We start from the raw sequence: 25857 nt of genomic DNA, 5'->3' as shown, positions 1-25857 counted from the left end.
ATGGAAAGCAAACACAAACAAGCATTAAAGCAAGCTCAAGAATGGATAAGCCAAAATTTTAATCCAAAAGCAATCCTTGTAGGAGGCAGTATTGTTAGAAATCAACACGATACAAACAGTGATCTGGATATTCATGTAATCCATGATGCTTCATTTAGGCAGCGACACTTTAAATATTTCAACCAAATTGCTTGCGATATATTCATAAACAATCCAGAGCATATTAAGAACTATTTTATAGAAGAGCATAAAAAGAATCGGCCTTCGACAGCTCATCTGTTAACGACTAGTATCGTTCTATTTGGTCAAGAATACCTAAAGGATCTCCTCAAACTTGCCCATTATTATCTTCAAACGCCAAGAAAGTATTCAACAGAAGAATTACAACAACAACGCTATTATATTACTACTTTACTGGAGGACGCTACAGATATTTTGCAAACAGATACTAACTGTTGCACTTATATTTTAAATACAGTAATAAGTGAAGTTATTACCTACTATTATAATATTCACCAACACTACCTACCAAGAATAAAAACTAGAATACAAGATATTCAAGTCCCTGAATTACAACGCATTTTTACAGATTTCTACAGAGCCAAAAACAATGAAGAACGCATTCAAGCTTTGCATGCGCTATTTTATCAACTCGACATTCCTATACAGCCACAAGAGTGGCATACTGAACCTTCAACCTAAAAAAATTATAAAAGATGAAGAGCGAAACATACAAAGAGGGTGTCCTTTTGGGGCACCCTCTTTGTATGGTATAAAACGGAGCTCTTTTCTTTGATTAATTATTCTTGCAAGTAAAACGAATGTTAGACTCCGATCGCGCGGATTACTATTTTTTCACAATCGTTTTGTTCTATTCGCCTTCTACATGAATACACTATAAACCTATATCAGTCCAAATGAACCTGAACTGTCCCCTTCCGTGTTTTTCCATGATAGGGAAGAAAAAAGCACAAAAGGGCTTGTTTTTCCTTCAACAAACAACACAAACAACTGTTATTCAGCTGTTTGTTTGGTATAGTTTTACTTTTGTTCGGGTCTTCTTCGGTAAACATGCGGATTTACGGGGGTTTAACCCCGATTTACCGAAGCTGACTCGAACATGACTCGAACAAGACTCAAACAAAACGCAATCCACGCGATCGAGATCATTTAGCTTAGATCGAACTTTCTTCTGAATAATGTTTTAATTTTATCTATAAAAAAATTTCTGCTTTAGTTAAAAACAGTAGTGTAGAATGAAACAAAAAAAGAGTTCAGTTTGACTGAACTCTTCCTTTTATTTCTTTCACCTTGGTTTAGGTTGTACAAAACAATTGTTACTTACATCGAAATATTAGCAACAAGCACGCTTCCGTTAGCCTTCGATGTTTTGATTACTTTCCCTCCTTGTACAACTTCTAACGTCAATTCACCATTATTATCTTCCGAATCAATTGTTTGTGCTGTAACAGAAACCGCAACAATTTTGTTTCCTGCGAATGATTTTGACCATTCTTTTTTACCTAGATCGGCAATTGATTCTGTTGTTCCATCTCCTTCAACAACAACGATATTTCTCAATACGGCATTATCTGATGTTTTAGCTACAACTTCATATGCAGCATTGCTCGATGTATTATCATCACTACTACATGAAAATAGTCCCATAGAGACCATCGCACAAACCAGTACTACTTTTGCTTTTCTTAACATAATTCTGTTTTTTTTAATGTTTTACCGTACAAATATATATCAGTAAAAAAAACATTTACAACTAATTTATTCAAATCGGCAAAACAACATCATATTGTGTATTATTTCCACAAAAGTCCACAATTCTTCTTCTAAAACACAGGGTTAACTTCGAATACTAAAACAAAAAAAAACACTACGAAAAGAGTGAATCCCTACTTAATATAGCAACCAATACGCTCACCTATAGCATTGAACAAGATAAGGTAGTTGATGATTTGTTGTCACAAACATCCAATTTCGGATTACAGCATCTTTTTTTTGCTTGGGTAATCTCATCAGACAGCAGGCAAAAGTATAGGGGCAATAGGAGGGATACTTGTGAAAGAAGCCCATTAAATCTGCAAGTACCGAGCTTGTAATTGCCCTATTTCCACCCAAAAACCTATACAATTCAAAGACGCAGTTAAAAAAAACAAAACAGAATAGAACATAAGCGTTGTAATGATATTTTTTCATACTTTTGTGACTATTGAATAATTTTACGGAAAATAAGAACTTATGAGAACGATTCAATTTAGAGAGGCCGTATGTGAAGCTATGAGCGAGGAAATGCGTCGCGATGAAACCATATATTTAATTGGAGAAGAAGTAGCTGAATATAATGGTGCTTATAAAGCTTCAAAAGGTATGTTGGACGAATTCGGTCCTAAACGCGTAATTGACGCTCCTATTGCAGAACTAGGTTTTGCGGGGATTGCTGTTGGTTCTGCCATGAATGGAAACCGTCCGATTGTTGAATTTATGACATTCAACTTCTCTTTAGTAGGAATCGACCAAATAATAAACAACGCAGCTAAGATGCGTCAGATGTCAGGTGGTCAATTCAACATTCCCATTGTATTTCGCGGACCAACTGCTTCAGCTGGACAATTAGGTGCTACGCACTCACAAGCCTTTGAAAATTGGTTTGCCAACGTACCAGGTTTAAAAGTGGTAGTTCCTTCTACTCCTTATGATGCAAAAGGATTATTGAAATCAGCAATTCGCGACAATGACCCTGTTATTTTTATGGAGTCAGAGCAAATGTATGGGGATAAAGGAGAAGTTCCTGAAGGAGAATACACGCTTCCTATTGGAGTTGCTGATATTAAGAGAGAAGGAAAAGACGTGACAATTGTGTCGTTTGGTAAAATCATCAAAGAGGCATTAAAAGCGGCTGAAGAATTAGAGAAAGACGGAATCTCTTGTGAGGTAATTGATTTGCGTACGGTTCGTCCAATGGATCAAGAAGCCATCTTAACTTCAGTAAAGAAAACCAACCGTTTGGTTATTTTGGAAGAGGCTTGGCCATTTGGAAGTGTATCGTCAGAGATTACTTACTTAGTCCAAGAACAGGCTTTCGATCACTTAGATGCTCCAATCCAGAGAATTACTACTGCAGATACCCCTGCACCTTATTCACCTGTATTGCTAGAGCAATGGTTACCGAACTCCAATGACGTAATCAAGGCAGTGAAAAAAGTACTATACAGATAAACTTTTTTAAGTAAAAAAAAATTGTATATTTGAATTACTCCATCTTATCTTATAGGATGGAGTTTTTTGTATTTATGCCTAATATTGACTATGAAGAAAAACATATTATTTTACCTAATCCCCCTTTTATTTGCTCATTTCCAAGGTTTTGCACAAACAAAAGTAAGTGGTAAAATTAAAGATAGCAACAATGTAGAGGTTTCCTATGCCAGTGTATATTTCAAGCATTCTACCCAAGGTGTCATCGCTAACGAGCTTGGAAAGTTTTATTTGGAAACTGAAAAAAACTACGATACGCTAGTGGTGTCTTTCGTTGGCTATAAAACAACCTATGTTCCGCTTAAAAGCCATAGTAATCTTGACTTAACCATCACATTAGAGGAAGATAATATGTTGGAAGAGGTGCGTATTTTCACGGGAAAAACCTCCAAAAAAAACAACCCTGCCCTCGATATTTTAAGAAAAATATGGGAGCGCAAGCGCAAAAATGGCTTGTATATGTTTGATCAATACGAATTTGACAAATACGAAAAAATTGAATTCGACCTAAACTCTATCGACAGCGCTTATCGCAAAAGCAAAATTTTCAGGGGAATGGAATTTATCTTCGATCAAGTGGATACCAACCGCATCACGGGTAAAACCTACCTTCCTATCTTTATCAATGAAAATATTGGACAGGTTTACGGAGATAATCTAGGCAACAAAAAAATTGAAAAAACCCTGGGGAACAAAAACTCCGGATTTGATACAAACCAACACATAATTGAGTTCGTAAAAGATTTATATGCTGAATATAACATCTATAACAACTATATTAAAATATTTGACAAAGACTTTGTCAGCCCCTTGTCGCGTACTGGAATTAACGTGTACAATTACGTATTAGCAGATAGTGCTTATATTGATGACAAATGGTGTTACAACATTGTCTATTATCCTAGACGAAAAGGGGAACTTACCTTTAAAGGAGACTTTTGGGTGAATGACTCCACCTTTGCCATCAAAAAAATCAATATGGAAGCCAGCCGAGATGCCAACATCAACTGGATCAAAGAAATCTATATTGAACAGGAATTTGATGTGCTAAATGATTCCGTTTTCTTGTTGACACGCGACCATTTTATGTCTGATTTTGCCCTGTCAAAAAAGGAAAAATCAAAGGGTATTTACGGAAAACGCACCACGATATACCAGAATCACCAATTCAACATTAAACATCCAGATGATTTCTATCGCGTGGATGTCAACCAATACGATGAGTCGATCTACAGTCGATCGGATGAGTTTTGGCAGACCTACCGTTTTGAATCTTTAAGTAAAGATGAATACGGGATCTACAAAATGTTAGATACGCTGAAAACTGTACCAAAATTTAGGTTTTTGTTTAACTTAACCTCTACTATCGCGAGTAATTACTACAACATTCCGAAGTATAAGTTAGACTATGGTCCGATTTTCTCCACCTTTGGTTATAATGATATTGAGGGCTTGCGCCTGCGTGCAGGAGGGCGAACGTACTTTGGACCGAATGACAAATGGAGGTTAGAAGGTTATGGGGCCTATGGTTTTAAAGATAATAAATTCAAATACGGAATGAGCGGAAGACTCCTACTACACAGTCCTTCTCGATTTATTCTATTTGGAGGAAATCGCCGAGATGTAGAACAAATCGGGGTAAGTTTAACGGAAACCAACGACGTATTGGGACGAAGTTTCGCCTCTAGCTCCCTTTTTGCTAGTGGAGACAACTCTAAACTGACGGATATTAATTTATCAACTGTCGGTTTGGAAATTGAACCCGTAAAGAACTTGCGTTTCTTAACCACCTTTAGCTACCGAACACTAAAACCAGCCTCGGATCTTTTTAATCTCGATTACTATATTGACAAAGAACGCACGTTGATTTCAAATGAAACCAAACAATCGGAGATTGAAATGGCAGTAGACTATACGCCTGGAAAGAGAACTATTGGATATGGGGTGGATCGAAACGAAATAGATCAAAAATACTTGAAATTATACCTGCGCTATAGCCATGGATTTAAAGGGGCTTTTGACAGTAATTTCCAGTATGACAAGTTGCAATTATACGCGAGAAAACCAATTCTACTCGGCGGATTTGGGACCTTTACAACGACTGTTGAAGCAGGAAAAACATTTGGCGAAGTACCGCTGGGCCTACTGAGTGTGGTACCCGGAAACCAATCGTGGTTTAACATCGAAAATACCTTTGCCAACTTAAACTACTACGAGTTTGTAACCAATGAATATGCTTCTATTCACTTAGAACACAATTTTGGCGGTCGATTACTCTCGAGAATCCCGTGGTTTAGAGACCTAAACCTAAGAGAAATCGTAGGCTTTAGGGGAATTTACGGAAAGATCTCCCAAGAAAACATAGACCTCAATGCCTCTCAATTGGTTTATAAAGCACCAGAGGACTTCTATTATGAATACTACGTTGGAATTGGTAATATATTCAAGGTATTTAGACTTGACTTAAGCTGGAGAGGAAATTATTTGGACATGCCTGACGCTCGAAAGTTTGCCATTCGAGGCTCATTTGCAATTTATTTCTAATAATAAAAAATATACTTGCTAAAACGCACGAATTGAAGTATTTTTGCCCCCATTATTAAGTTATTTGATTATAAAATAAATGAATATGAGTACATTCGAAACTTTTGACGCCTTTGTTGAAATTCCAGCAGGTAGTAGAAATAAATATGAATATGATTTCGATTTAAAACGATTGAGATTCGACCGTTTACTTTACTCAAACATGAGATACCCAGCAGACTACGGTTTCATTCCTGAAACTTTAGCATTAGATGGAGATCCACTTGATGTATTGGTTATGTTTACTGAGCCATCTCTTCCAGGAATGGTTGTTGAAGTAAAACCTGTAGGTATTTTCTATATGGCAGATGATAAAGGACAAGACGAAAAAATTCTATGTGTTCCTGTTTCTGACCCATTGATGAACAAATTAAACGACATCAACGATGTAAACGAGCACTTCAAAAAAGAAGTAGAGCATTTCTTCAAAGTATACAAAGACTTAGAAAACAAACAAGTGACTACAAACGGTTTTGGAGATAAAGCAGCTGCCATCCAAATGATCAAAGAATGTAAAGATCGCTTTGACAAATTAGAAAACAAAGCAGAAGGTTTATTCAGCATCCGCTACTAATAAACAAGCTGCAATTTAATATAGAAAAAGAGGGTGTCCCAAAAGGTCACCCTCTTTTGTATTGTATAGGTTCCGCCCTAAACTAAGGATACTAAACTTGTACAGCACAAAAAAACCACCTAAACTTAAGTGGGTTCTATTTTGTTAGGCTTATTTGGCAGCCTCTTTTTATTTCTATTTATCTTGCTTAGTTCTACGTACCCTTATTTACTCCTGTTCAGCACAACAAGCCAAAGCAAAACCTAAGGACAAATTACTTATTACACAACAACCAGACAGTAAAATCGATTTTTTTACAAGGAATACGCAACAAAAAAGTAAACTATACAAATATCAAACTGCTTTTACATACAATATTAACAAATAAATAACGTTAATTGATTTATAATTACTATTTTCAGTTCAAAATAAATCACATGGAACAAGCAATAAAAGCGATCAACAATGTAATCTGGTCGGATGTTTTCGTCATCTTATGTTTAGCAACTGGATTATTCTTTACTATTAAAACGCGTTTTATCCAAGTGCGTTACCTCAAGCAAATGGTTAAGCTACTATTTACAGAAGGTTCTTCAGAAAAAGGGGTAAGTCCCTTTCAAGCTTTTAGCATAGCCATTGCGGGACGCGTAGGAGTAGGAAATATAGTAGGTGTTGCCACAGCTATTGCCTATGGTGGTCCTGGTGCCATATTTTGGATGTGGACTATTGCATTTTTAGGGAGTGCTTCGGCTTTTGTTGAATCAACCCTTGCCCAAATATACAAGACAGAAAAAAATGGACAATATTGCGGTGGTCCAGCCTTTTACATCGAAAAAGGGCTAAACAACAAAAAACTAGCCATCGCCTTTGCTGTTCTTACCATCATCAGCTGTACATTATTCCTACCAAGTATCCAAGGAAACAGCATTTCAATTAGCATCAAGGATGCTTTTAATGTTCCCCAATGGATAACAGGCCTTGGTATTTGTGTGGTTTTGAGTTTGACCGTTTTTGGAGGAGCCAAAAAAATCGGTAATATTGCCCAAATAGTCGTGCCTTTTATGGCACTGATTTACATTATTATGGCAGTAATCATCATCGCGATTAATGTCAAAGAAATTCCATCCATATTTGCCTTAATCTTCCGTTCTGCTTTTAATTTAGAAGCGACCTTCAGCGGTATTTTTGGTGCTGCTGTTGCTTGGGGTGTTAAACGAGGAATCTACTCCAATGAGGCAGGACAAGGAACAGCTCCTCATGCCGCTGCCGCATCTGAATCTTCTCACCCTGTAAAACAAGGGTTAGTTCAAGCTTTTTCCGTTTATGTTGACACGCTTTTTGTCTGTACTGCTACTGCGTTGATGATTTTGTTTACCCACCAATACAATGTGTTTGATCAAGCAGGAAACTATATTGTAGAAAACGTACCTGGCGTTGACGTTGGTTCAGCCTATACGGTCAAAGCTATTGCTGTTCACTTTCCAATGATCGCCAGCCAATTTATCGCCTTAGCCTTAACTTTCTTTGCCTTTACCACCATTATGGCCTATGTGTTTATTGCGGAATCTAACTTTAATTATTTGACAGACGAACCTAAAAAAATCTTGCGTTGGTTGATGCGCCTCGTGTTGTTAGCCACTGTGTTTTATGCTTCTATCAACGAATCTTCTGTCGCATGGGCCATTGGAGATATAGGCGTTGGGCTCATGGCTTGGATCAACTTTATCGTAATCCTCTTCCTCCACAAACCTACTATCGTCGCCCTACATGATTATATCGCACAACACAAACAAGGTCGCAATCCCGTTTTTGACCCAGAGCGATTGAAGATAAAGAATGCAAGTCCTGTTTGGCAAAGACTTTTAAAAGAAAAATAAAGTTGTTGAAGAGCTCCAAACTCTTTCCTACCTTTGCAGCAAACAAAAAAGAAAAGTTATGCAGTATATCATTAGACCGGCTCAGCAAGAAGATTTTGATGTTGTACCTGAATTAATGCTACAAGCGATGGAAGACATCGTATTCAGCTTCATTCAACAAGAAGATATTGAAGAAGCCATTACCTTTATTACAACCCTATTCAAACAGCCTAATAACCTATACAGCTATCAAAACACCTTTGTTGCAGTGGATGAAGAAGACAATGTGGTAGGATCCATTACTGGATATAACGGAGATGACTTTCTCAAACTAAGAGAGCCCGTACTCGAATTGATGCGAACGAAATACAACAACCAGATGATTCCTGAACCAGAAACAGAAGGAGGCGAATACTATCTCGATACGGTAGCCGTTTCTCCTTTAGCACAAGGAAAAGGCATTGGTAGTCATCTGTTGAAAGCGGCAGCTGATTTTGCGCGAGAGCAACAACACAAACAAATCGGATTGATTGTAGATTTAGAAAATCCAAATGCAATGAAACTCTACTCAAGATTGGGCTTTGTACAAGGCAAACAACTTGATTTTGTCGGAGGTGAATACTATCATATGTACATCCAATTTTAATAATACAAGGGAATATCGAATGGATATTCCCTTTTTTTGTCTCCACGCTTTATTCCGTCCTAGAAACCTACTTTTTACTAGAGTTTATTTATATTTGCCTAAAAATATTCACAATGAGTAAAAATGTTACGCCCTATAAAGATTCTCAGCTAGGAAAAAAACAACAAGTTGAGCAAATGTTTGATACAATTTCTGGCAATTATGACAATTTGAATCGAATGATCTCATTAGGGACGGATCAAGGCTGGAGAAGAAAAGTTTTAAAACTGGTTGCGGAAACCAATCCAACTACCATTTTGGACATTGCCACTGGAACAGGTGACATGGCAATTCTACTGTCGAAAACAAACGCGCAACAAATCACGGGATTAGACCTATCTGCAGGAATGTTAGAGGTGGGAAGAAAGAAAATTGAAGCCCTTAACCTCTCTAATCGCATTAACATGATTCAAGGTGATTCTGAAAACTTACCCTTTGACGACAACTCCTTTGATGCAATTACCGTTGGCTTTGGAATACGAAATTTTGAAAATTTAGAAAAAGGTTTAACAGAAATTTTAAGAGTATTAAAACCTAATGGAATTTTTATTATCTTAGAAACCTCAGTTCCGACTAAATTTCCGTTTAAGCAAGGGTACTTCTTTTACACAAAAAACATCATGCCAATTATGGGAAAAATGTTTTCAAAAGATCAAGATGCTTATAAATATTTATCCGATTCAGCCAAAAATTTTCCTTTTGGACAAGAGTTGAACAATATTTTAGTGAAAGTTGGGTTTAAGACTGTGAAACACCGTCCGCAAACGATGGGTATTGCAACTATTTATTCTGCTTCAAAGTAGCTATGAGAAAACTGTTTATTTTACTTATCATTTTATTCACCTCTGCAAATGTATCTGCACAGTGGATCTTTGGAAAAAACCCCATTCGCAACAAAGCTGATTGGGACAAACAACGCGTCCACTATGGATACTACATTGGTTCGAATTTCCTGAATTTCAATTATTCTTACGATAAACAGTATTACGATAAAATACGCCACTTAAGTCAAGAGTATGGCACCGATCATACCGAAATCCAAGTTAGCAGTAGCATGGGATTTAACGTGGGGCTTGTTGGAAACTTGCGCATTACCGAATACTTAGACTTGCGTTTCGAGCCAGGATTGGTGTACTCAAAACGAGACTTGAAGTTTCCTAGCGCACTTATTATGGATTATTACGCCAATAAACCGATAGAGACTCTTCCATCAGTTCAGGAATTGCTCAACTCCAGTTCAAAATCAATTAGCACAACCCTGATTCACTTCCCTTTGTTATTAAAATTTTCGGCTTTGCGCACAGGAAATATTCGTCCCTATGTATTGGGCGGGTTTTCAGCTGACTTAAACCTGAGTAGCAATCACAAATCTGACGACGATAATTACGAAGGTGTGTGGCGCATGAAACAGTGGACCACCAATTATGAATTGGGTGTAGGTATTGATATTTATTTCGAGTACTTTAAATTCAGTCCTTCTATTCGCGGTGTATTTGGATTAGGTGACGAGTTAATTCGCGATCGCAATCCAGACAGTCCTTGGACGGGGCATGTGAGCTCGATGAAAACAAAAGGTATATTCTTAAACTTTACAGTGCATTAAAAACCGTACGTCTAAATTCACTTAACACAATAGCGGTTGCCATAGCAACATTTAAACTTTCCGTTTGTTGTAAATCTCCGAAACGCGGTATGGTTATTTTTCTCGTAACTAATTGTTCAATGGTAGATGAAATTCCATTGGCCTCATTACCCATGACAATTACTCCGGGCTGTACCGCCTTCATTTCATAGATATTTTCTCCACCCAAAAAAGTTCCATATACAGGTACTGCTTGAGTAGAAAGCAAGTCAGAAAGTTCGGTATAAACGATGTTCACACGAGAAACGGATCCCATGGTTGCCTGAATTACTTTGGGATTATAAACGTCTACCGTTTCTGGAGAACACAGCAATTGACGAATTCCAAACCAATCACACAAGCGAATAATCGTGCCCAAATTACCAGGATCACGAATATCATCCAAAGCGACAACCCAATCCGAAAAATCAATCGCTTCACTTTCCAAACAATGGAAAACCGCAAGGCAATTTGGCGTTGTAGTTAGGGCACTCATCTTCTTCAAATCCTCTGTAGACACAAGGGTTACCTGATTATCAGCTACTTCAAACCCCATGTCTTTTGTCACGTATAAATGCTCTAAGACAAAAGATGATTGCAAGAGTTCTTCAATAACTTTAACCCCTTCTGCGATAAACAATTGGTGTTCTTTTCTATATTTTTTTTGATGAAGGCTTTTTATTCGTTTAATTTGGTTTTTGGTAACCATAAAAAAATGTATTTTTGATCTGTATATATCGATGTAATTAAGTTGGGCAAATTTTTATCAAAAATAGTATTTATTCTTATACTCTCTGCATATTTTTTTTCGTGTTCATTGACGAAGAATGTGCCAGAGGACCGCGATCTATTAATGGAAAACACCATTGTAGTCAACGATAAGAAAACCTCAAAAGAAGAAATTCACAATCAGCTCTACCAGCAACCAAATAGTAAATTTCCTGTGATAGGAACTCGTTTGCGCTTAAATCTATACAACTTAGCACGACAAGATGCAGATTCCAACTACCACGCTTGGTTAGACAAACACCCTAAAACGGACAAAGCCTTGGAAGGATTACTTTCACGCAAGCAAGTTAACCGCTTAGGAGAGTCTTTTATAATTTCGGGTTTCAACAATTTTTTAATCAAAACAGGTGAACCACCCGTACTTTACGACAGCCTCAAAACGAGCAAATCACTGGCGCGTTTAAAGAACTACTACTTCAACAAAGGGTATTTTGACACCAAAGTAAGCAACAAAACCAACCGTAGCGCAAATCAGAAAATAACGAATGCCTACTATATTACCACGGGTACCCCTTACTACATTGACAGTATTACGGATCACATTTCTACGCCTGCCCTAAAAGACTTATACGAAAAAAATAAAATAAAGAGCACACTCAAAACCAATACGGTATTTGATGTCACTAACTTTGAAGAAGAGCGCAAACGCTTGACCTCTATTTTTAGGAATAACGGGGCCTACCACTTCCAAGAGATCAATATCCGCTATGAGGTAGACACGATTTTAGACAGCAAAAACAAAGCGAATGTCGTGCTTATTGTTGACCAACAAACGGTAAAATCAGGAGACACCCTTGCCCAAGTTCCCTTTAAAATATATCAAATCAGCAAGGTAAATATTTTTACAGACAACGTTTCTAAGAACAAAGCCTATGTATTGGACAGTTTGCAATACAATGGTTTTTCTATTTACAGTTCAACGAAATTACAATACAAACCCAAAGCGCTTACTGACGCCATCTTTATCACACCTCAAAGTACTTTTAGTGATTCGAGACGTATCTTAACCTCTCGTTCCATTAGTAATTTACGCATCTTCAACTACCCAGTTATTGAGTATGTAGAAGATCCAACAGATCCAGAAGGCAATACCCTAATTAGCAATATCTACCTGACATCTCGAAAGAAGATGACTTTTAATCCATCCTTCGATGTCACCCACTCTAATATTCAAGATTTTGGTATTGGAGGAAGTATGGGGTTGCTGTATAGAAACGTCTTTAGAGGAGCGGAGATCTTAGAATTTGGTTTAAGGGGAACCATTGGATCTTCTCGTCAGATGAGCAATCCCAATGATGTTTTTTTCAATGTAACGGAGTATGGAGCTGATGTTAAATTGACCTTCCCTCGTTTCTTATTCCCTTTTGCTTCGAATAAAATCATCCCGAAAACGATGTTACCCACAACTGCAATGAGTTTTGGTTTTGCTAGACAGCGAAATATTGGATTAGACAAAGACAATTTTACAGGAATTATCAACTACAGCTGGTATCCGTCGCGCACCAATTCATTTAGTGTAGACGTAGCTAATATTCAATATGTTAGAAACACGAACCCAAACAATTATTTTAGTGTTTACAAATCGTCCTATAACACCTTAAATAGCATTTCCAAAGCATACGATGTACCAGCGGATTATAAAGATGAAAACGACAATTTATCCATACAAGGAGAAGGGGCTAATCAATTCATAAAAGACGCCTTATCTCCGGAAAATCCGATGGGGATTCTACCAGATGATTACAGTGAAATCCGCAGTATTGAAGAGCGAAAAGTTAGGCTGTCTGAAAACAACCTGATCTTAGCCTCAAACATCACTTTTAATTCTTCGACGCGTACGGGGATCAACGATCACAGTTTCTATATGGTACGCGCCAAAGTTGAGGCAGCTGGTGGATTACTCAACCTCTTTATGAATGGCGTAAGCAACAAAGAGGGAAACACAGGAAAGAAAACGCTCTTTGACGTTGAGTATTCACAGTACCTCAAAACAGAGTTAGACTACATCAAATACTGGGATTTAGGTCGTCAACAAGTATTGGCAATTCGATTATTTGGAGGTCTTGCCGTGCCTTATGGCAATGCGAATTCCATTCCGTTCTCCCGCAGTTATTTTTCAGGAGGATCCAACGACAATCGCGGTTGGCAGTCCTATCGCCTTGGGCCAGGAAAAAGTGGGGGAATCAACGACTTTAACGAGGCAAATATGAAGCTCTTCTTCAGCACAGAATACCGTTTTAACATCAGTGGAAAATGGAATGCTGCCTTTTTTGTAGATGCAGGAAACATTTGGAATGTCTTTGATAATGTGGAAGATAAAAATTATACTTTTAACGGTCTAAGTTCCTTAAAGGACATGGCTGTGAGCTCAGGTTTGGGAATTCGGTACGACTTTAGTTTCTTTGTATTCCGATTGGATGCAGGATTCAAAACCTATGATCCTTCGATTTATACCAAACGCAAATGGTTTGGAGAATTTAGTCTGAAAGAGGCTGTCTGGAATGTTGGTATTAATTATCCATTCTAATCAAATAATAATTAGTATTTTTGTCCAATAAATTAAACAACACGACTATGGCACACAATATTAAACCTGGAGTAGCATTTGGCGACCAAGTGCAAGAAATATTCAACTATGCAAAAGAAAAAGGTTTTGCTTTACCCGCTGTTAACGTGACTAGTTCTAGTACTATTAACGGAGTATTGGAAACAGCAGCAAAACTCAATGCACCAGTTATTATTCAATTTTCGAATGGTGGTGCTTCTTTCATGGCAGGAAAAGGTTTGTCAAATGAAAATCAAAAATCTGCTATCGCAGGAGCTATTGCAGGAGCAAAACACGTACATACCTTAGCGGAAGCCTATGGCGTGTCTGTGATTTTACATACGGATCACTGTGCTAAAAAACTATTGCCTTGGATTGATGGCTTACTAGATGCCAGTGAAGAACATATGGCTAAATACGGAAAGCCGTTATTCAGTTCACATATGATCGATTTATCAGAAGAACCAATAAAAGAAAATATTGAAATTTCTAAAAAATACCTTGAACGCATGGACAAGATGGGTATGACATTAGAAATTGAATTGGGAATCACAGGAGGAGAAGAAGATGGAGTAGACAATACAGGTGTTGATTCTTCAAAACTTTACACACAACCAGACGAGGTGGCTTATGCTTACGAAGAACTAAGCAAAATCAGCCCTCGTTTTACTATTGCAGCAGCTTTTGGAAACGTTCACGGTGTGTACAAACCAGGGAATGTAAAGCTTACGCCAATCATCTTAAAAAACTCACAAGACTACGTGGCTAAAAAATTTAACTTAGGACACAATCCTGTTGATTTTGTTTTCCACGGTGGTTCGGGTTCATCCTTAGAAGAAATTAGAGAAGCTATTTCCTATGGTGTAATTAAAATGAATATCGACACTGATCTTCAATTTGCTTACACAGAAGGAATTAGAGATTATATGACTTCCAAAATTGATTATTTAAAAACACAAATAGGTAACCCAGAAGGAGCCGATGTACCGAATAAAAAGTACTACGATCCTCGTGGATGGGTAAGACAAGGAGAAGTAACTTTCAATACTCGTTTAGAAGAGGCATTTAAAGACTTAAACAATGTAAACACGTTGTAGTTTCCTGCGAAACCTATGAACATAGTATAAACAAAACAGACATTTATGGCTTGGTTTAAAAGAAAAGAAAAAGGAATTCAAACACCAACGGAGGATAAAAAGGATATACCTAAAGGATTATGGTATAAATCACCAACGGGTAAAATAATTGACTCTGAAGAATTAGAAAAAAATCTTTGGGTAAGTCCAGAAGATGGTTACCACGTTCGAATTGGCAGTAAAGAGTATTTTGAAATTCTTTTTGATAATGGCGATTACAAAGAAATAGCAAAAAGCTTATCTTCAAAAGACATGTTGAAATTTGAGGATACAAAAAAATACGTAGATCGCTTAAAAGAAGCTACTTCAAAAACGCAACTGAACGATGCTGTGCGTGTAGCTGTTGGTAATTCAAAAGGAGAAAAACTAGTTGTTGCAGCCATGGATTTTGCTTTCATTGGTGGTTCGATGGGGTCAGTAGTAGGTGAAAAAATCGCTAGGGGAATTGACTATTCTTTAAAGCACAACATTCCTTTTCTAATGATTTCTAAATCAGGAGGAGCACGTATGATGGAAGCTGGTTTTTCATTAATGCAAATGGCTAAAACTTCTGCGAAGTTGACACAGCTAAGTGATGCTAAGATTCCTTACATCTCACTTTGTACGGATCCAACGACAGGAGGTATTTCGGCTTCATTCGCTATGTTAGGTGATATCAATATCGCTGAACCAGGAGCTTTAATCGGCTTCGCTGGACCGCGAATCGTAAAAGATACAACAGGAAAAGATTTACCTGAAGGGTTCCAAACCTCTGAATTTTTATTAGAGCACGGATTCTTGGACTTCATTACACACCGTAAAGAATTAAAGAAAAACGTAAATCTATATCTCGATTTGATTTTAAATCGTCCATTGAGACACTAATCATAAAAAAAAGTCTTCCTTCGGGAAGACTTTTTTTTATCTATTACTATTCTTACTACCACTTACTCATCTACCTACTTACACCCTCTAAAATCACATACCCGATCGAATCGCCTCCACTGGATCTAATTTAGCTGCAGATCGCGCAGGTAGATAACCTGAGATCAATCCGATAATCATCGACAAGACCAAACCGATTGCGATATTAAAAAAGCTCAATACGAATTGAAAATCAAGCAAGGAACTAACCCCTAAGGCAATGAGCCAAACCAAAAGAATACCAACTACTCCTCCGATAAGTGCCAATATAATCGATTCAAACAAAAATTGCAGTAAAATAATACGTCGTTTGGCGCCAATCGCCTTTTGAATACCAATTAAATGCGTGCGCTCCTTCACTGAAACAAACATAATATTGGCGATTCCAAATCCACCGACTAGTAGGGAAAAAGTACTGATAATCCAGCCCACTAGATTCATTTGACCGATTATATTATCCATAAATTCCATTAATCCACCAAATTCATTGACGAAGAAATTCGAATCTTCTCCAGGTTTTAACCCTCTAAAAGTGCGTAAGCGCAGGGTAATATCATCACTAAATTGCTTGATATCTACCGATTTAGTTGGTTTTACAATAATAACAGGGGTGTAAGCCTTGATATTATCGCCAAACATTTGCCTAAATAGGTTTACTGGCAAATAGGCCGTTTCATCCTGTCCCCCTCCGATAGAAATAGCGCCTTGTTTCTCCAACACACCGATAACCACGAATTTACGTCCGTACAAACGAACATTTTTCCCCAACGCCTCTTGACCTGGAAAAAGCGTTTGGGCAATTTCATGCCCAATAACAATCACAGCATTGCCATTCACTGATTCCGATTCATTGAAAAAACGCCCACTTGCCATTTTAACGTTGTCGAGGTATTGCATATCAGAACTACACGGCCGAATAATTATGCCATTGACATAATTATGCTCCGCTTTCATATTTTCATTTCCAACGAAAAAATTAAACGAAGCATACTCTAATCCTCTTAAATTTCTTTTTAAGTAGTCGTATTCTTCATAGGTAACATTGGGGAACTGATCCACTTTCCAACGCGGAATCTCAGAAGGTCCAAAGGAGTGATTGAACACATAAATCATATTGCGATCAAAGCCACTTAACTCCGATTTTATAGTGCGATCCATTGAATCGACAGCTGCTAAAACGGCGATAATGGAAAAAATCCCTACAGTAACTCCCAAAAGAGAAAGCAGGGTTCTTAGTTTATTTGTTCTCAATGCGTTAAAAGCGAATTGAAAACTACTATATAAAAGCCTAAAATATACGATCATAGCAACAAATTCAACGTCAAACCTATTAGTAGTCGAAGATTTAAAAAGTTACACTTAGTGTTATTTTTATTCTGAAAAAACAAGACAATTTACTCATCTTAAAATTAAAATAAAAACTTCTGTATTAACTTTATAAATACCTAGACATTAGTTATTTTTGCCCTTTAATTAATAACACACAATGAACACAACTAAAAAGATTCAATCGGTCTTACTATCTGTTTTCAGCAAAGATGGATTAGAACCAATTGTACGCGAATTACACAAAAACGAAGTAACTATTTACTCTACAGGGGGTACAGAAACATTCATCAAGAATTTAGGGATTCCAGTAGTAGCAGTAGAAGACATTACTTCATATCCTTCAATCTTAGGTGGAAGAGTTAAAACCTTGCACCCAAAAATTTTTGGAGGAATCTTAAACAGACAAGACCACGAAGGAGATGTTCAACAAATGCAAGAATTTGATATTCCTCAAATTGATTTGGTTATTGTGGACCTATATCCTTTCGAAAATACAGTTGCATCCGGTGCAAATGAAGCGGATATCATTGAAAAAATTGATATTGGTGGAATTTCATTAATCCGCGCAGCAGCGAAAAACTTCAAAGACACTGTTATTGTACCTTCGGTAAACGAGTACGATTTATTCTTACAGATGTTAATTGAAAACAACGGATCAACAACATTAGCGCAAAGACGTTTATTAGCAACAAAAGCATTCCACGTTTCTTCACACTATGACGGAGCGATTTTCAACTACTTCAACGAAGCAGATGACACCTTAAAGATCAGCCATGCTAATGGAATCGAGTTACGTTATGGAGAGAACCCACACCAAAAAGGGCATTTCTTTGGAAATTTCGATCAATTATTTGAGAAATTAAACGGAAAAGAATTGTCATACAACAACTTATTAGATGTTGATGCGGCAGTAAACTTGATGAATGAGTTCAAAGGAGAGCAACCTACATTTGCGATCTTAAAACACAACAACGCTTGTGGTGTTGCACAGCGAAGCACGATGAAAGCAGCTTATGTAGATGCCTTAGCTGGCGATCCTACTTCGGCTTTTGGTGGTGTTTTAATTGCAAACGGTTTAATTGACGTTGAAACGGCAAAAGAAATCAACCAATTGTTCTGCGAAGTAGTCATTGCACCAGCATATGACGCAGCGGCAGTTGAAATTCTAAAAGAAAAGAAAAACAGAATTATCTTGATCTTAAACGAGATTGAATTACCTGCAAAACAAGTGCGTACTTGTTTAAACGGTATCTTAGTACAAGATAAAGATTCAGTGACTGACAATAAAGATCACCTGACAACCGTTACAAAACTAACGCCTTCAACGAAAGAAGTAGAGGATTTACTATTTGCTTCAAAAATCTGTAAACACACTAAATCAAATACGATTGTTCTAGTTAAAGACGGGCAGTTATGCGCATCTGGAACGGGACAAACATCAAGAGTAGATGCATTACGTCAAGCGATTGAGAAAGCTAATTCATTTGATTTCAGCTTACAAGGCGCAGTGATGGCGAGTGATGCTTTCTTCCCTTTCCCTGATTGTGTGGAAATTGCAGATAAAGCAGGAATTACAGCGGTTATCCAACCAGGTGGTTCAATAAAAGACGATTTGAGTATTGCGTATTGCGATGAAAATAAAATCGCAATGGTTTTCACTGGAACTCGTCATTTTAAACATTAATTTACTAATTTTGTAAAACAACATAAATATTAACTCTAAAAGCCTTTTATATCTATGGGATTTTTTGATTTCATGACGGAAGATATCGCAATTGACTTAGGAACTGCGAATACCCTTATCATTCACGATGGCAAAGTTGTCGTTGACAATCCATCAATCGTTGCTAGAGATAGGACAACGGGAAAAATAATAGCCGTTGGTAAAGAAGCGAGTTTGATGCAGGGGAAAACTCATGGTAACATCAAAACGATACGCCCTTTAAAAGACGGAGTTATTGCAGATTTTGACGCATCAGAAAAAATGATAAGCCTCTTTATCAAAAGCATTCCAGCCTTGAGAAAGAAAATGTTTACCCCTGCATTGCGCATGGTTGTATGTATTCCTTCAGGAATTACTGAAGTAGAAATGCGTGCGGTAAAAGAATCTTGTGAGCGAGTGAATGGTAAAGAGGTTTATTTAATACACGAACCAATGTCTGCGGCTATTGGTATTGGTGTAGACATCATGCAGCCAAAAGGGAACATGATTGTTGATATCGGAGGAGGAACAACAGAAATTGCTGTGATTGCTCTTGGTGGTATTGTGTGTGATAAGTCTGTAAAAATTGCTGGTGACGTTTTTACTAACGACATCATTTACTATATGCGTACACAACACAACTTGTTTGTTGGAGAGAGTACAGCAGAAAAAATCAAGATTCAAACTGGTGCTGCAACAGAGGATTTGGAAACAGCCCCTGAAGATATGCTCGTACAAGGACGTGACTTGTTAACAGGGAAACCAAAACAAGTGACTGTTTCATACCGTGAAATCGCAAAAGCATTAGATAAATCAATACAACGTATCGAAGATGCCGTAATGGAAACCCTATCACAAACGCCTCCGGAATTAGCGGCAGATATTTACAACACCGGAATTTACCTTGCAGGTGGAGGTTCAATGTTGCGCGGTTTAGACAAACGCATCTCACAAAAAACAGATTTACCAGTATACATTGCTGAGGATCCGCTTCGTGCAGTTGTTCGAGGAACAGGTCTAGCAATCAAAAATATTGACAAATACAAAAGTGTATTGATAAAATAAACTAACCTATGCAGCAAATAATTAATTTCTTTATAAAAAACAGTACGAAACTACTGTTTTTGCTGCTTTTAGTTATATCATTTGCCCTAGTACTGAGAACCCATACTTTTCACAAGAGTTCCTTTATTAGTTCGGCAAATGGTGTGACGGGTTACGTCTATGAAAATGTAAATGATTTGAAGGAATATATGCGTCTAAAGACAGAAAATGACGCCTTAGTTCTGGAAAATGCCCTACTAAAAAAACAAGCCTTTAATAGTTCAATCGCTTTGGATTCCGTGGCCATCGAATTACCACTTCCTGATCAACAAGAACAGATTTACAACGTAATCGTAGCCAAAGTCATTAAAAACGAATTCAATACCAAAGAAAACTATTTAACAATCAAAGGAGGAGAACGAGAAGGTATTACAAAAGATTTAGGAGTAATCAATAGCAACGGAATTGTCGGAATTATTCAAAAATCTTCCAAAAAGTACTCTACCGTACAAAGTATTTTGAATGCCAAATCAAAAATTAACGCCAAAATTAAAGGCTCCAATCATTTTGGAACCCTACAATGGGACGGTAAAAGCACTGGATACGTTCAATTGAATGATATTCCCCGCTTAGCTGAACTCTTTCAAGGAGACACAATCGTTACGGGTGGTATTTCAGATATCTTCCCAGAAAATATCCCCATTGGTACCATTGAAAAGGCTTATACTACAGAAAGCTCGAATTACTTTACTATTGAAGTCAAACTTTTTAATGACATGACAAACTTAGGGTATGTATATGTGATTAAAAATAACGACCTTGAAGAAATTAACGAACTAGAAGAAGCAACGCGCAATGAATAGTGCTATTTCAAATATAACTCGCTTTGTTATCTTATTAATAGCGCAAGTATTAATATTTAACAACCTGGATTTATTTTCTTTTATAAATCCCTTTCCCTACATTCTCTTTATCATCTTGTATCCTACAGATGGCAATAAAGCCTTGTTCTATGTATCGAGTTTCCTATTGGGACTTACCATAGACATGTTTGAGAATTCTGGGGGCGTACATGCAGCCGCTTCTCTCCTACTCGCTTTTAGTAGGCCTTTGGTCCTAAAATTTTCATTTGGTATTAGTTACCAATACCACAACCTCAACGTACTAAAAAAAGTAACCCATGATCTATTTTCTTCGATGGAGGTATTCGGTTACCTAATTTTTACCGTTGTAATTCACCATGTCGTTTTATTCGCCTTAGAATTTCTTCGATTTAATTTCATCTTAGAAATCTTATTGCGCACGTTGCTAACGACGCTATCGACTTTGCTCAGCTGTATTCTTATCTTGTACTTGATTAAACCATCTAAGCGATGAGAAAGTTATTACTACCTATTATCATAGTTACAGTAACTATAACCATTCTTATTCGACTGTTCTATTTACAGGTCGTAGATGACACCTATATCAAAAAATCGGAAAACAACGCTTTAAAAATCGTCTATGAATACCCTGAAAGAGGCTATATATTCGATCGAAATAAAAAATTACTCGTTGCGAATCAACCCTCGTACGACATTATGGTTATTCCACGTGAGGTAAAGGATATTGATACCCTTGCGTTGTGCAAGCTATTGGATGTATCCCTGGATGATTTCAAGACAAAACTGCAAAAAGCAACGGTTTACAGCCCGCGCTTACCCTCTGTATTTCTAGCTCAATTAAGCAAGTCAGAGTATGCGGCTTTTCAAGAAAAAATCCGCCATTTCAACGGATTTTACGTACAAAAACGTTCGTTAAGAGACTATCAAGTTAACACAGGTGCAAATATATTTGGTTACATCCGACAAGTAAACGAAGATAACATCAAGAGAAACCCTTACTACCGATCAGGAGATTTAATTGGTATTCAAGGAGTTGAACAACAATATGAAGAGATTCTACGCGGAACAAAAGGAGTAAAATACATTCAACGCGATCGTTTTAATCGTGAAATTGGCTCCTTTAAGGACGGTATTTATGATACAATATCCATCAAAGGTAGTGATATCACCCTGACCATCGATCAGGAATTACAAGCCTATGGGGAGCTTTTAATGAATAACAAGCGCGGAGGAATTGTGGCCATTCAACCCAAAACGGGAGAAATCTTAGCGCTTATTAATGCACCCTCGTATGATCCGGGCTTATTAGTAGGGAGAGAACGCTCTAAAAATTACACCAAACTTTACAATGACTCCTTAGCCAAACCGCTGTACAACCGCGTATTGTCAGGAGAGTATTCCCCTGGTTCACCATTTAAAATCCTAACGGGACTCATTGGCTTACAAGAAGGTGTAATCAATGAACACACTGCATTTAGCTGTAGCCGAGGCTTTTATTATGGACGTGGAGCTTGGATGGGGTGTCACGATTCAGGGACTTGGAGTTTGCGTCATGCCTTAGCCCTGTCTTGCAATACCTACTTTGCACAAACCTATAAAAAGATCATTGAAAAATACAAAACGCCAGCAGAAGGTATTGATCGTTGGAGTAAACATTTGGAGAGTTTTGGACTGGGTCAGTTCTTGGGGTATGATTTACCAGAAGGACGAAAAGGACACATTCCCAATTCTGACTATTACGATCGTTGGTATCCTAACAAAGGATGGAAAAGTACAACTACGATTTCCAATTCCATAGGACAAGGGGAAGTAATTACCACGCCTATACAGCTTGCCAATATGGTAGCTGCCGTAGCCAATCGCGGATATTACTACACCCCTCACATCATCAAGGATATTGAAGATCACAAGATTGATAAAAAATTTGTAACTAAACAAGTAACGACTATTGATCCCAAGCACTTTGAACCCATTATCCAAGGGATGAACCAAGTATTCCACATCGGAACAGGCCGAAGTGTTGCGGTTCCTCAATTGGAAATGGCAGGAAAAACAGGGACGGTGGAGAACTTTACTCGTATTAATGGAAAGCGATATCAGTTAGCTGACCACTCCGTATTCGTTGCCTTTGCACCAATTGATGATCCACAAATTGTCGTGGCTGTATTCATTGAAAATGGAGTTTGGGGAGCACGATGGGCCGCGCCTATTACGAGCTTGATGATACAAAAATATTTACTCCCAGAAATTGTTCGCCCCGATTTGGAAAAGCGAATGTTAGAAGGAAGTTTAGAAAGCGAATACAACAAAGTTTTACAATTATACAATTTAGCCGATAAGCAGAAAAAATAATGAGAAGCGGAAGCGTACAAAAACACATCGATTGGATAACGATTTTGTTATACCTTTTACTTGTTGTTGCAGGGTGGATAAATATTTACTCTACCTCACTGCCCAGTGAAGAGGCTAGTATTTTTGATTTTAGTCAAATTTACGGTCGACAACTAGTCTTTATATTGACGTGTATTCCCCTAATCATTGTCATCCTTGCTATTGATACTAAGTTTTACGAAAAATACGCCTTGATCTTTTACATCCTAGGGGTAGTCTCCATTTTGGGATTATTTGTCTTTGGTAAGTCTGTAAAGGGACAAACCAACTGGTATCAGATAGGGGGATTGGGAATACAGCCTTCTGAGTTTGTAAAAACCACCACTGCCCTACTCTTGGCCAAGTATTTTTCCGATCACCAAGGAACGCTAAAGACGTTCAAAGAACAAGCAACAGCCTTTATCATTATTGGAATACCTACCCTACTCATCTTAAAACACGACACAGGAAGTGCTATGTTATTTGCTTCCCTCGTTTTTGTACTATATAGAGAAGGTCTTCCCTCTTGGTATTTGTGGTCTGGTTTTATTTCAATTGCTTTATTTATTGCGGCTTTAGTAGTAAAACCCTCGTTAATAATCACAACCATTGCTTTATTAACACTCCTACACTACTATTTTAACAAAAACATCAATAGAAACCCCTTTATTTATCTTATTTTAGCCACCGTAATGTCCGGCTTTGTTCTATCGGTTGATTATGTATATGACAATGTACTTGAACCCCATCAAAAGGATAGAATAAACGTATTACTAGGCGAAAATGTAGACCTCCAAGCCGAAGGATATAATTTAAATCAATCGAAAATTGCCATTGGTTCAGGTGGATGGCAAGGCACTGGTTTCCTCCAAGGAACTCAGACCAAAGGTGGCTTTGTGCCTGAGCAACACACCGATTATATTTTTACAACAGTTGGAGAGGAATGGGGATTCGTCGGCTCTAGTACAATTATCGTCTTGTTTCTTTGCTTATTTTTTCGTTTGATTTACTTAGCAGAAAAACAGAAAAAACGATTCAATAGAGTCTATGGTTATTGCGTTGTGAGTTTTTTATTCATTCACTTTGCCTTTAACATCACCATGCTCGTAGGACTCTTTCCTACGATTGGTGTACCACTTCCCTTCTTTTCTTATGGAGGTTCGAGTTTAATTGCCTTTACCTTATTGCTATTCATCTTTTTAAAGCTAGATGCTAATAGAATTAATGAATGGTAGCAGTTACTTTGAACAACAATAAAAACAAAAATAGAGAAGAAGAAAATGAAAAAAACATTTTTTATCGCTGGATTATTACTCCTTGGCTCAACGAGCATTCACGCACAAGAAGCAGAGAAAACAAACACTGAAACAACTGTTTTACCAGAAGTTCCGGCTTACCAAGTAGTGGAGAGCAAAGTAGAAGAAAAACCTACTACTGAGGCCACAATGAGTGCAGCTGAACTCAAAGCTTTCAAACAAGAGCAAAAGCAAATTGAACGCGAGAGAAAGGCTGAAATTAAAAAGCAAAAGGAAATTGCTAAGACGCAAAAAAACATTCAAAAAGCAACCGCTAAATTGAATAAAATCACGATCAAATACAACAAAGAGAACGATGCGTATAATCGCGATATGGCTTTAGGTAAAATTGCTCCTATTGAGGAATTAAAAATCAAAACAAAATTGCACAAATACCAAACAGAAATAGCTAATTTGGAATTTGACATCAAAGCGGAAGAATACAAATATGAAGCCTTAACAAAATAAGAAAAAGGAAAAGCGAAACTGATGTTTCGCTTTTCCTTTTTATGAATTTTCGCTTTTCTGTTGTTTTTCAAAATTATTTTAAACCGAGCCTTATTCTGCTATATCTACAGCATTTGAACTATACTCATAGTACTACTGAGCCTCGTATGCCTATTGGAACAGCTAAATATGCTTAACTTATTTGTATGTCCATACCTATTCCTTTGGTCCTACACTTTCAACAAAGATGCTTTTTCACTTATAACATGATGCATTTCCTACCTCAATGGTCCATATAAGAATAAAAAAACGGAAGCTTTAGCCTTCGGCCTTCATCGTTTCTGAATCCACTAGTTTTAAGAGATAGGGAATTCTATATTCACCATACATCTGCTGAATAGCTTGGTGCGCTTCATCTAAATCAATACCTACTGCCGTAACATATAATGGTTTTTTACTTGTGCCTCTGTACCCTTCTTTTACAAGATTCGATGCCGTAAAGAAGTAAGACTTTGCGATTCCTATTACAGGAGTTTTTTCACCTAGAGCTTGAAAGAGATAACTGCCTAAAACCATCCGTTTTAGCTTCATCTATATAGACATATCCATCGATCAAGATAACCTCAATATCCTCTTGTTTAATCGTATCAAGTACTGCTAGAACACAAGGCAATTCACGTTTATCAAACGCCCCAGCTTCATACGCTCTTTGAGGGGACATCATCTTTTCTATGATTGCTGTAGGTGTTTCTGATTGAAAAGATTCAAACAATACAGCTACTACTTTTGCTCTCGTGTCACAATAATACACGTCTACTGCTGCGATCATATTTTTCTTAGCTGTG

General features: G+C 37.4%; 23 protein-coding genes. 18 read left to right on the top strand and 5 right to left on the bottom strand.

What is annotated here, in order from left to right; all coding sequences use genetic code 11:
* Positions 1 to 702, top strand: a complete 702-nt coding sequence (locus H4K35_RS01630) for a nucleotidyltransferase domain-containing protein (protein WP_182625636.1) — start codon at positions 1 to 3, stop codon at positions 700 to 702.
* Between the two features lie 639 nt (positions 703 to 1341).
* Here the strand turns inward: H4K35_RS01630 and H4K35_RS01625 are convergent.
* Positions 1342 to 1713 carry a hypothetical protein gene (locus H4K35_RS01625; protein WP_182625635.1) on the bottom strand — a complete coding sequence of 124 codons (372 nt, stop codon included), beginning with the start codon at positions 1711 to 1713 and terminating at the stop codon, positions 1342 to 1344.
* Positions 1714 to 2253: 540 nt separating this feature from the next.
* Between H4K35_RS01625 and H4K35_RS01620 the strand changes: the two genes are divergently transcribed.
* The 7 genes from H4K35_RS01620 (at position 2254) to H4K35_RS01590 (ending at position 10550) form a co-directional block, all read left to right on the top strand.
* On the top strand, positions 2254 to 3231 hold the full coding sequence (locus tag H4K35_RS01620; protein ID WP_182625634.1) for a pyruvate dehydrogenase complex E1 component subunit beta: 978 nt from the start codon (positions 2254 to 2256) through the stop codon (positions 3229 to 3231).
* Between the two features lie 90 nt (positions 3232 to 3321).
* Positions 3322 to 5814, top strand: coding sequence for a DUF5686 and carboxypeptidase-like regulatory domain-containing protein (locus H4K35_RS01615; RefSeq protein ID WP_182625633.1), 2493 nt, complete (start codon positions 3322 to 3324; stop codon positions 5812 to 5814).
* 85 nt (positions 5815 to 5899) lie between these two features.
* On the top strand, positions 5900 to 6427 hold the full coding sequence (locus H4K35_RS01610; RefSeq protein ID WP_182625632.1) for an inorganic diphosphatase: 528 nt from the start codon (positions 5900 to 5902) through the stop codon (positions 6425 to 6427).
* Between the two features lie 416 nt (positions 6428 to 6843).
* Complete coding sequence (locus H4K35_RS01605; RefSeq protein WP_182625631.1) at positions 6844 to 8283, top strand: sodium:alanine symporter family protein; 1440 nt, start codon at positions 6844 to 6846, stop codon at positions 8281 to 8283.
* A 58-nt stretch (positions 8284 to 8341) separates the two neighbouring features.
* The gene (locus tag H4K35_RS01600) at positions 8342 to 8908 is read left to right on the top strand and encodes a GNAT family N-acetyltransferase (protein WP_182625630.1); all 567 of its coding nucleotides are present in this window, start codon (positions 8342 to 8344) and stop codon (positions 8906 to 8908) included.
* Between the two features lie 113 nt (positions 8909 to 9021).
* Positions 9022 to 9750, top strand: a complete 729-nt coding sequence (gene ubiE / locus H4K35_RS01595; RefSeq protein ID WP_182625629.1) for a bifunctional demethylmenaquinone methyltransferase/2-methoxy-6-polyprenyl-1,4-benzoquinol methylase UbiE — start codon at positions 9022 to 9024, stop codon at positions 9748 to 9750.
* Between the two features lie 2 nt (positions 9751 to 9752).
* On the top strand, positions 9753 to 10550 hold the full coding sequence (locus H4K35_RS01590) for a porin family protein (RefSeq protein ID WP_182625628.1): 798 nt from the start codon (positions 9753 to 9755) through the stop codon (positions 10548 to 10550).
* Here H4K35_RS01590 and H4K35_RS01585 read toward each other — a convergent pair.
* Complete coding sequence (locus tag H4K35_RS01585) at positions 10537 to 11277, bottom strand: RNA methyltransferase (protein ID WP_182625627.1); 741 nt, start codon at positions 11275 to 11277, stop codon at positions 10537 to 10539. The genes H4K35_RS01590 and H4K35_RS01585 overlap by 14 nt on opposite strands.
* 42 nt (positions 11278 to 11319) lie before the next feature.
* Here H4K35_RS01585 and H4K35_RS01580 point away from each other — a divergent pair, with 42 nt between their 5' ends.
* Genes H4K35_RS01580 through accD form a run of 3 tightly spaced genes read left to right on the top strand, consistent with a single transcriptional unit; the run spans position 11320 to position 15902 of the window.
* Positions 11320 to 13884, top strand: coding sequence for a BamA/TamA family outer membrane protein (locus H4K35_RS01580; protein WP_182625626.1), 2565 nt, complete (start codon positions 11320 to 11322; stop codon positions 13882 to 13884).
* Positions 13885 to 13931: 47 nt separating this feature from the next.
* Positions 13932 to 14999: a class II fructose-bisphosphate aldolase gene (gene fbaA, locus H4K35_RS01575; protein ID WP_182625625.1), complete on the top strand. Its 1068-nt coding sequence runs from the start codon at positions 13932 to 13934 to the stop codon at positions 14997 to 14999.
* 45 nt (positions 15000 to 15044) lie between these two features.
* Positions 15045 to 15902: an acetyl-CoA carboxylase, carboxyltransferase subunit beta gene (gene accD / locus H4K35_RS01570; RefSeq protein ID WP_182625624.1), complete on the top strand. Its 858-nt coding sequence runs from the start codon at positions 15045 to 15047 to the stop codon at positions 15900 to 15902.
* Between the two features lie 93 nt (positions 15903 to 15995).
* On the opposite strand, the gene H4K35_RS01565 is transcribed toward accD, so the two are convergent.
* Positions 15996 to 17246 (bottom strand): ABC transporter permease, encoded by a 1251-nt coding sequence (locus H4K35_RS01565; protein WP_182625623.1) that lies wholly within the window; start codon positions 17244 to 17246, stop codon positions 15996 to 15998.
* A gap of 181 nt (positions 17247 to 17427) precedes the next feature.
* Between H4K35_RS01565 and purH the strand changes: the two genes are divergently transcribed.
* The 7 genes from purH to H4K35_RS01530 are packed head-to-tail and all read left to right on the top strand — an operon-like array spanning position 17428 to position 25033.
* The gene (gene purH, locus H4K35_RS01560) at positions 17428 to 18954 is read left to right on the top strand and encodes a bifunctional phosphoribosylaminoimidazolecarboxamide formyltransferase/IMP cyclohydrolase (protein WP_182625622.1); all 1527 of its coding nucleotides are present in this window, start codon (positions 17428 to 17430) and stop codon (positions 18952 to 18954) included.
* A 54-nt stretch (positions 18955 to 19008) separates the two neighbouring features.
* Positions 19009 to 20037 carry a rod shape-determining protein gene (locus H4K35_RS01555; protein ID WP_060872609.1) on the top strand — a complete coding sequence of 343 codons (1029 nt, stop codon included), beginning with the start codon at positions 19009 to 19011 and terminating at the stop codon, positions 20035 to 20037.
* An 8-nt stretch (positions 20038 to 20045) separates the two neighbouring features.
* On the top strand, positions 20046 to 20879 hold the full coding sequence (gene mreC / locus H4K35_RS01550) for a rod shape-determining protein MreC (RefSeq protein WP_182625621.1): 834 nt from the start codon (positions 20046 to 20048) through the stop codon (positions 20877 to 20879).
* The gene (locus H4K35_RS01545; RefSeq protein ID WP_182625620.1) at positions 20872 to 21393 is read left to right on the top strand and encodes a rod shape-determining protein MreD; all 522 of its coding nucleotides are present in this window, start codon (positions 20872 to 20874) and stop codon (positions 21391 to 21393) included. The genes mreC and H4K35_RS01545 overlap by 8 nt, the downstream gene beginning before the upstream one ends.
* Positions 21390 to 23252 carry a penicillin-binding protein 2 gene (gene mrdA / locus H4K35_RS01540; protein ID WP_182625619.1) on the top strand — a complete coding sequence of 621 codons (1863 nt, stop codon included), beginning with the start codon at positions 21390 to 21392 and terminating at the stop codon, positions 23250 to 23252. The genes H4K35_RS01545 and mrdA overlap by 4 nt, the downstream gene beginning before the upstream one ends.
* The gene (gene rodA / locus H4K35_RS01535; RefSeq protein WP_182625618.1) at positions 23252 to 24505 is read left to right on the top strand and encodes a rod shape-determining protein RodA; all 1254 of its coding nucleotides are present in this window, start codon (positions 23252 to 23254) and stop codon (positions 24503 to 24505) included. Before mrdA ends, rodA begins: the two co-directional genes overlap by 1 nt.
* A gap of 45 nt (positions 24506 to 24550) precedes the next feature.
* Positions 24551 to 25033 (top strand): hypothetical protein, encoded by a 483-nt coding sequence (locus H4K35_RS01530; protein ID WP_182625617.1) that lies wholly within the window; start codon positions 24551 to 24553, stop codon positions 25031 to 25033.
* A 297-nt stretch (positions 25034 to 25330) separates the two neighbouring features.
* Here the strand turns inward: H4K35_RS01530 and H4K35_RS15645 are convergent, their stop codons facing one another.
* Positions 25331 to 25588, bottom strand: coding sequence for a hypothetical protein (locus H4K35_RS15645; RefSeq protein ID WP_220497638.1), 258 nt, complete (start codon positions 25586 to 25588; stop codon positions 25331 to 25333).
* Entirely contained in the window at positions 25551 to 25841 is a 291-nt protein-coding gene (locus tag H4K35_RS15640; RefSeq protein ID WP_220497637.1) for a hypothetical protein, read from the bottom strand. Before H4K35_RS15640 ends, H4K35_RS15645 begins: the two co-directional genes overlap by 38 nt.
* Positions 25842 to 25857: the final 16 nt, after the last annotated feature.

Source organism: Myroides sp. NP-2 (genome assembly GCF_014145665.1).
Taxonomy (GTDB): domain Bacteria; phylum Bacteroidota; class Bacteroidia; order Flavobacteriales; family Flavobacteriaceae; genus Flavobacterium.
This window is presented reverse-complemented; position numbering and strand designations above follow the sequence as displayed.